At 65.1% G+C, this 13,955-nt stretch carries 15 protein-coding genes; 8 read left to right on the forward strand and 7 right to left on the reverse strand.

Going from position 1 to position 13,955, the window contains the following annotated elements; genetic code table 11:
* Positions 1-488 precede the first annotated feature (488 nt).
* The 4 genes from ACQPW1_RS21800 (at position 489) to ACQPW1_RS21815 (ending at position 3,683) form a co-directional block, all read left to right on the forward strand.
* Positions 489-2,069, forward strand: a complete 1,581-nt coding sequence (locus ACQPW1_RS21800; RefSeq protein ID WP_433664525.1) for an LGFP repeat-containing protein — start codon at positions 489-491, stop codon at positions 2,067-2,069.
* Between the two features lie 7 nt (positions 2,070-2,076).
* Entirely contained in the window at positions 2,077-2,439 is a 363-nt protein-coding gene (locus ACQPW1_RS21805; protein WP_433664526.1) for a hypothetical protein, read from the forward strand.
* Positions 2,440-2,874: 435 nt separating this feature from the next.
* On the forward strand, positions 2,875-3,084 hold the full coding sequence (locus ACQPW1_RS21810) for a hypothetical protein (RefSeq protein WP_433664527.1): 210 nt from the start codon (positions 2,875-2,877) through the stop codon (positions 3,082-3,084).
* Between the two features lie 122 nt (positions 3,085-3,206).
* Positions 3,207-3,683: a TetR/AcrR family transcriptional regulator C-terminal domain-containing protein gene (locus ACQPW1_RS21815; protein ID WP_433664528.1), complete on the forward strand. Its 477-nt coding sequence runs from the start codon at positions 3,207-3,209 to the stop codon at positions 3,681-3,683.
* 145 nt (positions 3,684-3,828) lie between these two features.
* On the opposite strand, the gene msrA is transcribed toward ACQPW1_RS21815, so the two are convergent.
* From msrA to ACQPW1_RS21845, 6 genes are all read right to left on the reverse strand, one after another.
* The gene (gene msrA / locus ACQPW1_RS21820; protein ID WP_433664529.1) at positions 3,829-4,344 is read right to left on the reverse strand and encodes a peptide-methionine (S)-S-oxide reductase MsrA; all 516 of its coding nucleotides are present in this window, start codon (positions 4,342-4,344) and stop codon (positions 3,829-3,831) included.
* Positions 4,345-4,420: 76 nt separating this feature from the next.
* Positions 4,421-4,876, reverse strand: a complete 456-nt coding sequence (gene msrB / locus ACQPW1_RS21825) for a peptide-methionine (R)-S-oxide reductase MsrB (RefSeq protein ID WP_433664530.1) — start codon at positions 4,874-4,876, stop codon at positions 4,421-4,423.
* A gap of 98 nt (positions 4,877-4,974) precedes the next feature.
* Positions 4,975-5,739: a 2-phosphosulfolactate phosphatase gene (locus tag ACQPW1_RS21830; protein ID WP_433664531.1), complete on the reverse strand. Its 765-nt coding sequence runs from the start codon at positions 5,737-5,739 to the stop codon at positions 4,975-4,977.
* Positions 5,740-5,825: 86 nt separating this feature from the next.
* Positions 5,826-6,125 (reverse strand): hypothetical protein, encoded by a 300-nt coding sequence (locus ACQPW1_RS21835; RefSeq protein ID WP_433664532.1) that lies wholly within the window; start codon positions 6,123-6,125, stop codon positions 5,826-5,828.
* A gap of 77 nt (positions 6,126-6,202) precedes the next feature.
* A complete protein-coding gene (locus ACQPW1_RS21840) occupies positions 6,203-6,823 on the reverse strand; it encodes a peptidylprolyl isomerase (protein WP_433664533.1) in 621 nt (206 codons plus the stop codon).
* 125 nt (positions 6,824-6,948) lie between these two features.
* Positions 6,949-7,752 (reverse strand): DsbA family protein, encoded by an 804-nt coding sequence (locus tag ACQPW1_RS21845; protein WP_433664534.1) that lies wholly within the window; start codon positions 7,750-7,752, stop codon positions 6,949-6,951.
* Positions 7,753-7,926: 174 nt separating this feature from the next.
* On the opposite strand from ACQPW1_RS21845, the gene ACQPW1_RS21850 reads away from it, so the two are divergent.
* The 3 genes from ACQPW1_RS21850 (at position 7,927) to ACQPW1_RS21860 (ending at position 10,789) form a co-directional block, all read left to right on the forward strand.
* Positions 7,927-8,325 (forward strand): NUDIX hydrolase, encoded by a 399-nt coding sequence (locus ACQPW1_RS21850; protein WP_433664535.1) that lies wholly within the window; start codon positions 7,927-7,929, stop codon positions 8,323-8,325.
* A 69-nt stretch (positions 8,326-8,394) separates the two neighbouring features.
* Positions 8,395-9,195 carry a haloacid dehalogenase type II gene (locus tag ACQPW1_RS21855; protein ID WP_433664536.1) on the forward strand — a complete coding sequence of 267 codons (801 nt, stop codon included), beginning with the start codon at positions 8,395-8,397 and terminating at the stop codon, positions 9,193-9,195.
* Positions 9,188-10,789 (forward strand): alkaline phosphatase D family protein, encoded by a 1,602-nt coding sequence (locus tag ACQPW1_RS21860; protein ID WP_433664537.1) that lies wholly within the window; start codon positions 9,188-9,190, stop codon positions 10,787-10,789. The genes ACQPW1_RS21855 and ACQPW1_RS21860 overlap by 8 nt, the downstream gene beginning before the upstream one ends.
* Positions 10,790-10,798: 9 nt before the next feature.
* Here the strand turns inward: ACQPW1_RS21860 and ACQPW1_RS21865 are convergent, their stop codons facing one another.
* Complete coding sequence (locus ACQPW1_RS21865) at positions 10,799-11,944, reverse strand: LLM class flavin-dependent oxidoreductase (RefSeq protein ID WP_433664538.1); 1,146 nt, start codon at positions 11,942-11,944, stop codon at positions 10,799-10,801.
* A gap of 231 nt (positions 11,945-12,175) precedes the next feature.
* Here ACQPW1_RS21865 and ACQPW1_RS21870 point away from each other — a divergent pair, with 231 nt between their 5' ends.
* Positions 12,176-13,906, forward strand: a complete 1,731-nt coding sequence (locus ACQPW1_RS21870; protein WP_433664539.1) for a DUF3556 domain-containing protein — start codon at positions 12,176-12,178, stop codon at positions 13,904-13,906.
* The last annotated feature ends 49 nt before the right edge of the window (positions 13,907-13,955 follow it).

The raw sequence follows: 13,955 nt of genomic DNA on the forward strand, positions 1-13,955 counted from the left end.
GACCTCTTCGTGCGCGAATCCTGTTGAGCGACTGAGTAATCTGGCGGCTCGAAGCATCAAAGACAGTATCCAACGGCGACCCCACAACCGGTCGCCGCCGACACAGAGAAGTGGCATTGACCCCACCCCAAGAACAACCCGTCTCTCGGCGTAGATCACGCCTGCGTTCCCGGCTACTGGCGTTTACCGGCGCCGTGCTGTCGACCGTCGCCCTCGCGGCTTCGGTCGCGGCCGCAGACCCGACTCCCGCTCCGAACCCCTCGACGACAACGAGCCCTGCCGTCCCGGGTACGGTCACGCCGACCCGACCGCCGGCTACTCCGTCGCCAGCGCCCTCGAGTACGGGTCCGGCGACCCAGCCGAGCCGCACCCCGGCCCCGAGCTCGGCGCGGCCAACACCGGATCCGACGCCGAGTCAAGTTCGGCCGCAACCGAGTTCGACTTCGGTGCCGGCACCCTCGACGTCGAAACCGGCACCCTCGACATCGGTGCCCGCACCGTCGACGCCACCGACCAAGCAGAAGACCGAGCTCGGCGACTGGAAGGCCACCGAGCGCCCCAATGCGAAGATCGTGCCCGGCAAGATGCGTTCGGACCGCGAGCAGATCCCCGACGGTTACACCAAGGCCGACGCCGACAAAGCTGAGACGATGGAGGCCGCGATGGCCTCGCGTAATGCGCAGCTCCGGGTCTCTGATGGCTGTCAGGTGTATTGGCCCGCCCCGTATGAGGTGTGTGGCGCGATCCGCGACAAGTACAACTCCCTTGGTGGCCCCAACGGGTTTCTGCTGCACCCGAAAACCAACGAGCTGACCAACCCCGACGGACGCGGGAAACGCACCGAATTTGTCAACGGCCCCATCTACTGGTCGCTCGAAGGCGGGGCCCACCCGGTGGTCAACCACTTCCTGGCCGCTTGGGCACGTCACGGCTATGAGGGCGGCTACATCGGCTACCCCACCACCGACGAGATCGTCAATCCCGACAAGATCGGCCGCCGTCAGCATTTCACCGGCGCGACCATCTATTGGAAGCTCAACGAGGGGTATTCGATCGGTGGCGCGATTTTCGACAGGTGGGGCCAAACCGGTTGGGAACAGGGCTATCTCGGATATCCGACGAGTGATGAAACCGGAACCCCGGACGGAGCCGGACGGTTCAATCGGTTCGAACGCGGCATGATCTATTGGTCGCCCGCCACAGGTGCTCACGCCGTGAGCGGACGCATCTTCGACGTGTGGGCCGGCTCCGGCTACGAAGGCAGTCGATACGGCTACCCGACCGGAGAAGCCACGCCCGTGTCCGGCCAGTCCGGAGCGGTCAGCCAGCAGTTCGAGCACGGAAACATCTATGTCCGAGGCGAATACGTCCGTGCGCAACAGGTAGCCGACGGCGGATTCGCCAGCTACGACACCGGCCTGCATCCGGGATACCCGGCAGTCGATCTCTCGAAGTACAACACCATTCCCGACCCTGATGGCACTGCCACCCAAGCCAACTTGCAGAAGGCTGCCGGTGTTCTCGCGTACTTCAAAGCGAAGGACCGGCTGAAATCGGCAGACCTGTGGGACCACTATTACAAGAACACCGGAACCGACTACGTGTTGGACTCGAAGATCGTCGACGCTTGGACCGCAGAAGCCAAGACCGACTACGCGGGGGTGAAGCCGCCTGCCCCGCTGGTGGAGGCGAACAAGGAAGACGCGATCCGGCAAGCGATCACCGAAGCCGATCGGACCGGTCAGCCCGCGAAGATCATCGTCAGCACGCCGTGGCAGGTCACAGGTGGTAACAGCAACGATCAAGTCCAGGCACTGGGCCGATACAGTCTGTGTTCGACTACCGCGGTCATCGCCCAGCCCGGTGGTGTAGGCCCTGGCACCCATCGTATCGAGCTCCGTCAGCAGACCCACGTCTATGACGTATACAATTTCGCGGCGGGCGACAAGTACGGCGATCTGGCGCAGGCAGCTGTTCAAACCGGTGTAGACGGCGAGAAACTCGGCCAGGCCAAACCCTTCCTGGACTACGGCTCGGGCTCAGAAAAGTCCTGGTCCGGAACACGATAGGACGACAATGATCACAAACGAGACCCGACCGCAAAACCGCTGGAGCGCCGGATGGGGCGTGACCTTCGGACTGCTGATCGCGGTCATCGTCTATATCCCGGCTGAGTTGAAGCTCCAGAGTGCGTTGGGGGTGCCGGACATCAGTCCGCGTCCTCGTCCTTTGAGTGAGCGGCTGGACGACACACCGCCGTCCTACTGGATCTCCTGGGCCATCTCGGCGTTCGGGCTAGCTGCCCCTGGCCTGATGCTCCTGCTGTTCCCACGCACGCGCGGGGTTGCAGTCGGATATCTGGTCACCGCACTGCTCGTCGGTGGGTTCCTAGCCGCAGGTTGGATGACTCTCGACTTCGGATCACCGGTCCCCGATTAGTGACCACCTTAGGAATAGTGCGGGAGTGGCATGTCGAGGAAGGTTGGGGTGTTATCGACTCGGACTCGACACCGGGAGGGTGCTGGGCCTCCTTCGGAGCCTTGAAATCCGATCGCAGGAACCTGTCCGCCGACGATAGTGTGCAAGTGGAGTGGGAGACGGCGGAGCAGGACGGCTACCACTTCCGGGCGCTTCGTTTTTGGCTAGTCGGTACGAATCCCGTGGAGACTGAGAGCGTTCATAGTCATCCAGGGATGACCATGGCGGCATGGGACATCGACCCTGACGGCAAGGCACGAAGAGTGGACGAATGACCGACGCTACGGTTTGAGTTGAACTCGATGCCATGAGTATCGCTACTTCATCATCGGGAACGGCCCACGGAGAACTTTCCGTGGGCCGTTCCTTCGTGAAGCCACACCGAAGGAGTGCTCCGTGGTCAACAACGACAAGCTCGTCAACGAGCAAACTGCCGGCCTCGACGGTCTCGAGGAATCGAACATCGACGGCCCGACACCGAAGACTGCGCAGGACTTCGTCGACGATTCCAAGCCCGGACCAGGCACAGCACCGGAGACGCTTGCCCCTCTGGGCGAAGGCCTTGGGGTCGGCGGCGACGGATGGACAGCGCACATCCCGGACTGACCAGCCGGTGACCAGTTCCAATGGTCACCTCCTGGCATGGCTCGATGTCCCGCTGGTCCGTCGGATTCCCTGTGTAGGCGGGCGGATTCAGGTACCTGCCCGGCGTATGCGAACCGAATAGCTTGAAAGAGGATGTAGCTCGTGCGTGTTTTGACTGCAATGCTGGCGGCTTTCGGCGCTGTCCTGGGTGCGGTCGCGGCCGTCGCTTTTACACTCGCGGTCGGCGCCCCGGTCGAGGTGTACACCGCCGGGTACGACCCCGAGCCGCTCGGGACGATCTCGCAGATCCGCGGTCTGCCCAACACCTCGGCGTCCTCCGAGAGGCGGGTTTCACGCTCCCGATGGCAGCGCACGCCATCTCGCTCATCGACAGCTACATCGGCGGACACGTCCTCCAGGAAACCAGCCTGCCGATGACGACACCCACCGACGTCGAGGAAGTAGCGGGCAACATCCTCGAACACCTACCGCCGGATCACCTGCCGTACCTCCGGGAGATGATCACCGACCACGCACTACGGCCGGGCTACGACTACGCAGCCGAGTTCGACTACGGCCTCGATCTGATCCTGGACGCGCTCGAAGCTCGCCGAACCTAGAATCGCCTTACGACGCAGGCATACCCGAGGCTGATGCCGACCGGCCGCGAAAATGACGACTGCGCCACCTGATTCAGGTGGCGCAGTCGGTTACGCACGATCTCGGCGTCACTCAGTTGCCATGTGGCCGAACGCCTTCAGTGACTTACTGCGCGGCGTTCTCCCGCTTCGGCAACTTCCAACCGGCCCGCGGGAAGTGACAGGTGTACCCGTCCGGGTACTTCTGCAGGTAATCCTGGTGCTCCGCCTCCGCCTGCCAGAACTCACCCGCCGGGGTCACCTCGGTGACCACCGGACCGGGCCACAGCCCCGAGGCGTCCACATCGGCGATGGTGTCCAGCGCGACCCGCTTCTGGTCCTCGTCGAGGTAGAAGATCGCGGAACGGTAGCTGGAACCGATGTCGTTGCCCTGGCGGTCCTTGGTCGTCGGATCGTGGATCTGGAACAAGAACTCCAGCAGCGCACGGTAATCGGTCTGCGCCGGGTCGTAGATGATCTCCACGGCCTCGGCATGGCCCGGGTGGTTGCGGTAGGTGGGGTGGTCGTTGCGCCCGCCGGTGTAGCCGACCCGCGTCGACACCACCCCGGGCTGCTTACGGATCAAATCCTCCATGCCCCAGAAACATCCGCCGGCCAGAATCGCCTTGCGCGTGTCGGTCATGCCTGCGCCTCGCTGGCGCTCAGCTCCGCCATGACCAACAGGTCGGCTGTGCTTATCGCTCGCTCGCTACGCTCGCTCATGCGTCCTCCTTCGTGAACAGAGTCCGGTACTGCGCGTACCCTTCCGCCTCGAGGTCGTCGAGGTGGACGAAACGCAGCGCCGCCGAATTGATGCAATACCGCAGGCCGCCTTCCGCGCGCGGCCCGTCGGTGAACACATGCCCGAGATGGCTGCCACCGTGCGCCGAGCGCGCCTCGGTGCGAATCATCAGATGGCTGAAGTCTCGCTTCTCGACCACATTCGCGGCGTCGATCGGCTTGGTGAAACTCGGCCATCCCGATCCGCTGTCGAACTTGTCGACCGAAGCGAACAACGGTTCACCGGACACCACATCGACGTAGATGCCTGGTTCGTGATTATCCCAGTACTCGCCCGTGAACGCCCGCTCGGTCCCGTTCTCCTGGGTGACGTGGTACTGCTCAGGTGACAGGGCGGCGACGGCCGCGGGATTCCTGTTGTATTCCTGTGCCACATGACCTCCTCATATCGGCCCCACGTATAACCCGTGCCCCGGGTGGGAAAGTCCCCGCCCGGCCGGACGTCACACTTAGGTCATCATTCTCCGCCAGATCAGTGTGCGGCGTCGGTAAAAGCCCCATCTACCAGCATGGGAACGACCTTGCTCTGATCGATTTCGATCGCGACGGCGACATCGTCGGCGAACCCGATATCCGCCAATTCGCGGCCGGAGGAACATCGGGATATCAGCAGAGGGACGTCAGCGGTCCCGTCGTAGCTGGTCTTGGCCGCCGATGCCTCGGGCGACAGCGGCCCGGCACCGTTCTCGGCGAGGGCCGAGATGACCGCGGCAGCGCCGAACCAGTCCTCGATCGCGGGTCGCAGCACGTCCTGTCCCGGCCAGTGCTCACCCGCGGCGATCACCGAGATCGGGCGTTCCGCGGTGCCCCAGCCTTGCTGGACCATCCAGCGCGCGACCGCGGAGGCGTTCCGCAGGCAGGCCGCGAGCACTGGCACTCCGCTGACGGCGGCCGAAATGGCCGATCCGTTCGGCGACGGCAACACCAGACGAGGTGGGGCGGGTGCCCGTCGCAACGCCGCAGGAGACAGTGACCACGGCTGTTGCGCGGACGCGGCTTTACGTCCGACGGCCAGTTGCGCGTCGTGGTCGAGCGCGAATTCCGCGGCCGTGTCGTCGCGCGACGGGTACGGGAAGACTCGTGTCCCAGCGTCGACCGCGACCGACACCGAGGTCGTGAAGGACAGCACATCAACGACTACGACGGCCGCACTATCGGGCCCGAGAGCCCGCGCCCCAGCCAACCCCCACTCGATCCGCACTCCCCATGGAAGTTGCTTCGACCATTCAGGAATCATCCCTGTTCCCTCCCCAAATCCCAACCAGCTCAACAGCTATGGAAATGCCCCCGCCGTAGCGGGGGCATTCGATCGATTTCCGACCGTCAGAAGAAGTAGGCGGTCCCCGACGAACTTCCCGTCCCGTACCCCATGGTCTTCAGCCAATTCTTGAAGGCGATCAATGCGCCGCCGACCGGTCCCGGGTCGGTGCACGAACCACCGACCGAAGAGAAGGTGCACCCGTCGTCCGCGATCGCGGACGTACCGATCGCACTGCCGACGGGCTGCCCGCTCTCCGCTGCTGCGGTCCCCGATCCTGCCAGCACACCGGCAACAATCCCGCCGGCCAACACGACACCGCCGATCCCACGCGTCCACTGCACACTGTTCTTCGATGTACTCATCCCTACGAAGCTACCGCACCATGTCGTGAAACCGTTTGCCGCACAGCACCCCCCAACTATGGGGTCTCGCGGTGTTGCTAGACCAGGTGTGCGCCGTTGATCACGACCGGCTGAGCGGGAAGTCCATCGAGTGGACCGCGCTCGGTCGGCGTGATCCCGGCCGCGACCATCCGATCCAGCACGTCCATCCCGCTCACTACCTGGCCGAGCACCGAGTAGTTCGCCGGGATGTGCGCGAAGGAGTGAACGATGAAGAACTCGCTGCCATTCGTGCCGGGCCCCTGATTACCCATAGCAACCGTGCCACGCTCATACGTCTCGGTGCCGTCGACCTCGTCGGGGAACTGGTAGCCGGGCCCGCCCTTCTCCACCTCGTGGATATCCCCGCACTGCAAGACACCCAGCCGAGCGCTATCGGTCAGCCGCCAGCATTGGCTCTGGTCGTAGAACCGTTGCAGCACCAGACTCGCCATGTTCTGCACGCCGCAAGGCGCGGCCCCGCCCCGATTGAGCCGCACGGTCACCGCCCCATAGTTGAACTGGAACGTCACATCCATGGTGCCCACCGCCACCGCGACCGGCGGTGGCGCCACCACCGGCCGAGCCGCCGGGTTGTCCGCGGCGGTAGGCGTGAAGCTACACGTCACCACAGGCGGACCGGCCGATGCCGGCGCAGTACCCGCAACCAGCCCGGACAACGATAGGACGGTAATGGCGAGCGCAGCGCCCCAACGTGGATTCATAGCGAGCAAACTAGCGGATAGCGCCGAAACGCGTTCCCTAAAACCACAATCCACCCGCGGCCTGCCTGCGCCAGGCGCCCTTACTTCGCGGCGGTCACCAGCGGGGCGAGGCCGTCCTGGCCGAAGATGTGCTGGGCGTCGGTTACCTGCTGGCCGTCGACGAACACCGACGGCGTGGACTTGATGCCGCCGGCGAGGAGCTCCTTGGTCTTCGCGCGGAGGTACGGGTCGTATTTGCGGTCGGTAATACACTGGGCCACTGTGGGATCGGCGTATCCGGCGTCGCGGGCGATCTCGATCAGGCGGTCGTCGGGGAGGCCGTCGCCGCCCTCGGCGGGCTGCTGTTCGAACATCGCGGCGAACCACGCCTGGTACTTCGACGGGTCCGCTTCGGCCACGCAGTACGACGCGTTGCCCGCGCGCGAGGAGTACTGGCTGGAAGACGCCCGGTCCAGGAACGAGATGACGTTGTATTCGACGACGGCCGAGCCGCTGGTGACGGCGTCCTCGAGCACCTTGGCGTTGGCCTTTTCGAACATCTGGCACGCGGGACACTGCAGGTCGGCGACAACGCGGACAACAACTTTCGCGGCAGGGTCGCCGATCCGGACCGCACCGTTGTCGGTGACGCCGGCCGGAGCCGCGAGGAGCGGGTTGGCCGGGGGAAGCTGGCTGCTCGGCGTGAGCTTGCTGGCGTTCTGGACCGCCTTCGGCGTGCCGATGACGTCCTTGCTGAGATCCCGCGCCACAATCCCGACGCAGACCGCCGCGACAAGTGCGAAGAGTACGCCGCCCGCCACCAAACCGATCAGAACCTTGCGGTTGTGCTGGGCGCGCTCCGGCTCCGATGGGAGGGTCGACCATCCACTTTGCGTGGTGTTCACCGTGTGTGCCCCCGTGCTTCTCGCCAAATTGAACAGTTTCGCTCCGTCACGATAGTGGTTGCCGAACAGGTTTGGTGCCGCTGACCGGGTCGAGTACGTGTCCACTACTCGATACCGACGCTGTGGTGGATATTCGCTTGCAGCGATCCAGAGGCGGAAAAGTAGGGTAGTCCGGTGATTCGCACAGCCGCGTTGGCCCACGTCAGGGATCGTCGTCTGCTGCAGGCGCGATCGATCGGCAAAGAAGTCTTCTACATGGCGGGCGGGAAGATCGACCCCGGCGAGACCCCCGAGCTGGCCCTGCATCGTGAGGTGCGCGAGGAACTCGGCGTCGGCGTCCTGTCCTTCGACCAGCTCGGCGTGTTCGAAGCCGAGGCCTACGGCCACGCCTTCGGCACACAGCTGCACATGACGTGCTTCACCGCCGAACTGGACGGCGAGCCCCAGCCGACCAGCGAAATCGCCGAGCTGCGGTACTTCACGGTGAGCGAGTACGCCGCGATGGACCACGTCGCGCCCGGCTCGATGCTGGTATTCCGGAAGCTGCACGAGCTCGGCCTCGTCGACTGGTAGGTCCGCGAGACCGTCGCGCGCCGTTTCGATCTGTGCGATGTTGTTGTGGGGGCTGAAGGGAGAGAGCCGATGACCGCGTTCGATCCGACAGAGATCCAGGTGGTGTCCTGTGACATCTTCGGCACCACCGTGGATTGGTTCACCGGGGTGTCCGAGCAGGCCGCCGATGTCTTCCGCACTGCCGGTGTCGATCTCGACGCCGAAGCCTTCACCAACCAGTGGCGCGATATGTATCGGCCTGCCATGCAATGTGTTCGAGACGGCGAACGATCCTGGGTCTACCTCGACACGCTGCACCGCGAGTCGCTCGACCACCTGCTCGGCCGCCACAACGTCGGCGCGGCCCTCGACGAAGACGCCCGCGCCCGCCTGGTCCGCGCCTGGCACCTCCTGCCCGCCTGGCCCGACTCCATCGAAGGCCTTGCCCGCCTACGCAAGCGCTACACCATGGCCGCCCTCTCCAACGGCGGCTTCGCACTCCTCACTCGCCTGGTCAAGGCCGCAAACCTCCCCTTCGACTGCATCCTCTCCGCCGAACAGGCCCGGGCGTACAAGCCCGCGCCGCAGGTATATCGCACCGCGGCAGGCCTACTCGACGTCGAACCCGCCCAGATACTCATGGTCGTCGCGCACAGCTTGGGACATCGACGGCGCCCGCCAGGTCGGCCTGCGCACCGCCTTCCTCGAACGCCCTCACGAAAAGGGTCCAGACCGCAAAGCCGACCGCGCCGCCGACACCCCCAGCGACCTGACCGCCACCAGCTTCATCGAACTCGCCGAAAAACTGGGCTGCTGAAGGCGTTCGAGACTGTCCGCCCTTTTCTCGAACCCGCTGCCGTCTTACGAAGTAACGTCGGCTGGTATGGCTGAGTTGGTTTTGGGCCCGGCTTTGCGGCATGTCGATGCGTCTTCGGCGACTGTTTGGGTGGAGACGGACGGTTCGTGTGAGGTGGGGGTGTTGGGGCGGGGTGCGCGGACGTTTCAGGTGGGGGAGCAGCACTTTGCGCTGGTGGTGATAGAGGGGTTGGCGTCCGGTGCCTCGATTCCTTATGAGGTGGCGCTCGATGGGGTGACTGTGTGGCCGGAGGCGGGATCTGCGTTGCCGCCGTGTCGGATTCGTACACAGGTTGTCGAGAAGGTGCTGTTCGGCTCGTGCCGGGCGGCGAAGGCGACACCGGGGGAGGGGCCGGACAAGGTGGGGCCCGATGCGCTGGACGCGTATGCGGTGCGGATGCAGGCGCTGCCCGAAGAGCAGTGGCCGGATGCGCTGTTGTTGCTCGGGGACCAGGTTTATGCCGACGAGCCGACGCCGCGGATGAAGGAGTGGTTGGCGCGGCGGCGGGGTGGGCAGGAACCCGAGGACGAGGTGGTGTCGTTTCGTGAGTATGCGGAGCTGTATCACGAGTCGTGGGCGGATCCGGAGATCCGTTGGTTGATGTCGACGGTGCAGACCTCGATGATCTTCGACGATCACGACGTGCGCGACGATTGGAATACCTCGCGGACCTGGCGCGAGCAGATGGCGGAGCAGCCGTGGTGGCGCGAGCGTATTCGTGCGGGGCTCGCGTCGTACTGGGTGTATCAGCACATCGGTAACCTCGGCCCGGCCGAGCTGGCGCGAAACATCCTCTACCGCAAGGTTATCGATGCGGGGGAGGACGTGCAGGGCCTGCTGGAGGACTTCGCGGAGCAAGCCGACAAGGAGGTCGACGGCCGCAAACCCACCCGCTGGAGCTATCGCCGCGACTTCGGCCGGATCCGGCTGCTGGTGATCGATACGCGCAGCGGCCGGATACTCGACGGTCAGCGGCTCATGGTCGGATCCGAAGAGTTCGACTGGATCGAGGAGAACGCCGCGGGCGACTTCGACCACCTGCTCATCGGCTCGTCGCTGCCATGGCTGATGCCACATGCGTTGAGCCACTTGCAGTCACTGAACGAGCGCGCGGCGGGCTTGCCGGGCTGGCGCGGTCGACTCGGCGAAAAGGTCAGGCAGGCCGCCGATTTGGAGCACTGGCCAGCGTTCCGAGCCTCCTTCGAACGGCTGGCGCAGCTGATCCACCGACTAGGCACCGCACCGGACGCACCGAGCACGATCTGCGTCCTATCCGGCGACGTACACCACAGCTACGCCGCCCGCGCCACCTACGTCCACCCGACGAAATCCGAAGTGCTGCAACTGGTGTGCTCACCGGTCCACAACGACCCACCCAAGATCTTCCGTCTGGTCTTCAGCCTGTCCTGGGCGACACCGATCGCCTCGGCGCTCCGCAGGCTCGCCGCTCGGCGCGGAATCTCCGCCGACCCGGTCCAGTGGCACAAGGTGAGCGGCCCGCACTTCGGCAACTCGATCGCGTCCCTCGACGTCAAAGGCCGTGCCGCACGGTTCACCCTGGAAACCGCCCGAGAAGAGCAGGGCCTGGTCAAGGTAGCCGAACTAAACCTTCCCGTCGGGAGCGAGTAATCCGGCGAATCAAACCGCCTGTCGCCGCAACCTCCGGGCCAACCACAGCACGACCCCGTAACCAAATGCCATGTCGGCGTTGGACACCAGGGCGGCGGTCGGAAAGACGATGGCGTGCCGCAGTCCCGCGTCCTGTAGCTCGCGAATGCGGGCCAGGATCTCGGGCGGAGTGCCGATCATGAGCCAGTCGTGCAGCACCTCGTCGGGCACCTCCGCGATCGCCTCCTGCACCTCGGCCTTGGTCAGCTGGTGCGGCATCAGATCGATCAGGCCGCGGAAGCCTTCGCCGAACGGATGTTTCACGCCGTAGCGCGCCCACACCGTGTCCGGTGCGAGCAGGCCGAGATAGCGGGTCGACGGTGCCCGCAGCAGTCGCTTGATCCCCGCATGCGTACGCGCGGTGAGCATTTGGATCATCTGCGCGGGGACGATCGCCGCCGGGTCGCGACCGGCGGCGCGGGCGGACGTGTGGACCAGTCTCAGTCGTCGCTGGTACTCGTCCGGCGACAGCGTCTCCCACGGATACCAGCCGTCGGCGTATCGCCCGGTCAGTTCGAGCATCCGTGGCCCGTGCGCACCGAGCCATATCTGCGGCATCCGATCCGCCGGAGCCGTCAAATCCATTGGCGCCCCGTCGATCCGGTAGTACTTCCCGGCGAAGTCGATGGACTTCGCCTCGGACCAGGCCGCGCGGATCACCTGTAGCGCCTCCTCGAGGCGATCGACCGGCCGATTCCAGGTGAACCCGTACGGATCGAGGTTCTCCGTCTCACCGGACCCGAGACCCAGGATCGGCGGCACCTTCGTCATATGCGCCAGCGTGAGAAACGTCTGCGCCAGCAGCACCGGATGCCTGCGGTGCGGATCGGTCACCCCGACCCCCAACTGCACCCGCCCGGCGCCGGCGGCGAGATACGCGAGCAGCGGGGCGTAATCGAACTGCTCGTCCGGGCTCTCGAGCGCCTTCGCCTGCGGGGTGAAGTCGGTATCCCAGATGGCCCGCGGAAACACGCTGATCAAGTGATCCGGCGCCAGCACCGAATCCAGCCGGCCGAGCCGAGCCATCCGCACCAGGAAGCGCGAGGCACTCACCGGCGGATTGACCCCCGCCATCGTGCCCACGGCAAACGATCGGGAATTGGGCGAATCCGACACGAAGGTCTCCTCTCGACCGGCGTGCCGCATCGGGCACCCCACCGATTATCCCGACGACTCCCACCCGCGTCCTGCGATTGCACGGGTAGCGCCGCCCACGGCGACTCCCTTGGCGCGATCATTCGAGGGTACAGAATTGACACGCGTTGCAGTTTATGTGAACGTATCGAAGGACCGCGAGGTCCCTGGTTCGGCTGGGCACCTCGGCGTCGTCGAATCGGAGAGTGCTCAATGGGGTTTCTCGAGCCCGACCTGCCCGTGGTCGATATGGCGGAGTGGAGCAAGGGCACTCGTAGCGAACGGATCCGGCCCATGGCCCGGCACTGGGCCGAGGTGGGTTTCGGGACGCCCGTCGCGCTGCATCTGTTCTATGTCGGCAAGGTCGGCCTGTATGTGCTCGGCGGCTGGCTGATCGTGTTGTGCACCAAGGGCATCGATGGGTTCACGAACGTCGGTGCGTGGTGGTCGGAGCCGATCGTCTTCCAGAAGGTCGTGCTGTACACCTTGCTGTTCGAGGTGGTGGGGCTCGGTTGCGGGTTCGGGCCGCTGAACAACCGGTTCTTTCCGCCGTTCGGCTCGATCCTGTATTGGTTGCGGCCCAAGACCATTCGGCTGCCGCCATGGCCGGAGCGTATTCCGTTGACCGGGGGCACTACTCGGTCGGTGGTGGATGTCGCGCTGTATGCGGCATTGCTGGTGCTGACGGCGATTGCGTTGCTGTCCAACGGGACCGGGCCGATACCCGAGTTGGATACGACGGTGGGGCTGCTGCCGCTGTGGCAGATCGCGGCGATCCTCGCCCTGCTCGCGCTGATCGGGTTGCGCGACAAGGTGATCTTCCTGGCGGCGCGCGGCGAGGTGTACGCGACGCTGGCGGTCACCTTCTTGTTCACCGGCGTCGACGTGATCGTCGCCGCGAAGGTGGTTTTCGTGGTGATCTGGATGGGCGCGGCGACGTCGAAGCTGAACAAGCACTTCCCGTTCGTGGTGTCCACCATGATGTCCAACAGCCCGGTCTTCCGGCGAAAGTCACTCAAGCGCAAGTTCTTCGAGAACTTCCCGGACGACCTGCGGCCAGGTCGCTTGTCCCGCATCTTCGCCCACGGTGCCACCGCCGTCGAGATGCTTGTCCCGCTGGTGCTGTTCTTCTCGCACGGTGGTCTGGTGACGGCGATCGCCGCGGTCGTGATGGTCGGCTTCCACCTGGGGATCCTGACCGCCGTGCCGATGGGCGTGCCGCTGGAGTGGAACGTCTTCATGATCTTCGGCGTGCTCGTGTTGTTCGTCGCGCACGCTGATCTCGGTCTCGGCAGCTTGCAGAACCCGATGCCGGTGGCGGTGTTGTTCGTCGTGATCGCGGGCATCGTGATCGCCGGAAACCTGTTCCCGCGCAAGATCTCCTTCCTGCCCGGCATGCGCTACTACGCGGGCAACTGGGATACGACGATGTGGTGCATCAAACCGTCGGCGGCGGCGAAGATCGGCCGGGGGATCGTCGCGATCGCCAGCATGCCGCAGGCACAGCTGGAGCGGTTCTACGGCAAAGACCGGGCGCAGATCCCGATGTACATGGGATACGCCTTCCGCGCCATGAACACCCACGGGCGCGCCCTGTTCACCCTCGTGCACCGCGCCATGCCGACGGGCCGCGAAGACGAGTACACCATCACCGACGGCGAGCGCATCTGCAGCACCGCGGTCGGCTGGAACTTCGGCGACGGCCACATGCACAACGAGCAGCTCATCGCCGCGATGCAGCAGCGATGTCAGTTCGAGCCCGGCGAAGTACGGATCGTGCTGCTCGACGCCCAGCCGATCCACAAGGGGACACAGGAGTACCGCCTCGTCGACGCCGCTACGGGGGAGTTCGAACGGGGCGTCGTGCACGTCGCCGACATGGTGACCCGGCAGCCGTGGGCCGACGACGTGCCCGTGCACGTCCGCGACAGTGCCCCTGCCTGATCCGTTGGGCGTTCGGCCGCGCGTAGGACGGCGCGTGCCATCCGCGATG

Source organism: Nocardia sp. CA-128927 (assembly GCF_050955855.1).
Lineage (GTDB): Bacteria > Actinomycetota > Actinomycetes > Mycobacteriales > Mycobacteriaceae > Nocardia.

Coding starts and splice junctions, on each gene's coding strand:
- ACQPW1_RS21855 (WP_433664536.1), top strand. CDS start 8,395: ATGACCGCGTTCGATCCGACAGAGATCCAGGTGGTGTCCTGTGACATC.
- ACQPW1_RS21860 (WP_433664537.1), top strand. CDS start 9,188: ATGGCTGAGTTGGTTTTGGGCCCGGCTTTGCGGCATGTCGATGCGTCT.
- ACQPW1_RS21835 (WP_433664532.1), bottom strand. CDS start 6,125: ATGAGTACATCGAAGAACAGTGTGCAGTGGACGCGTGGGATCGGCGGT.
- ACQPW1_RS21805 (WP_433664526.1), top strand. CDS start 2,077: ATGATCACAAACGAGACCCGACCGCAAAACCGCTGGAGCGCCGGATGG.
- ACQPW1_RS21870 (WP_433664539.1), top strand. CDS start 12,176: ATGGGGTTTCTCGAGCCCGACCTGCCCGTGGTCGATATGGCGGAGTGG.
- ACQPW1_RS21830 (WP_433664531.1), bottom strand. CDS start 5,739: ATGATTCCTGAATGGTCGAAGCAACTTCCATGGGGAGTGCGGATCGAG.
- msrA (WP_433664529.1), bottom strand. CDS start 4,344: ATGACCGACACGCGCAAGGCGATTCTGGCCGGCGGATGTTTCTGGGGC.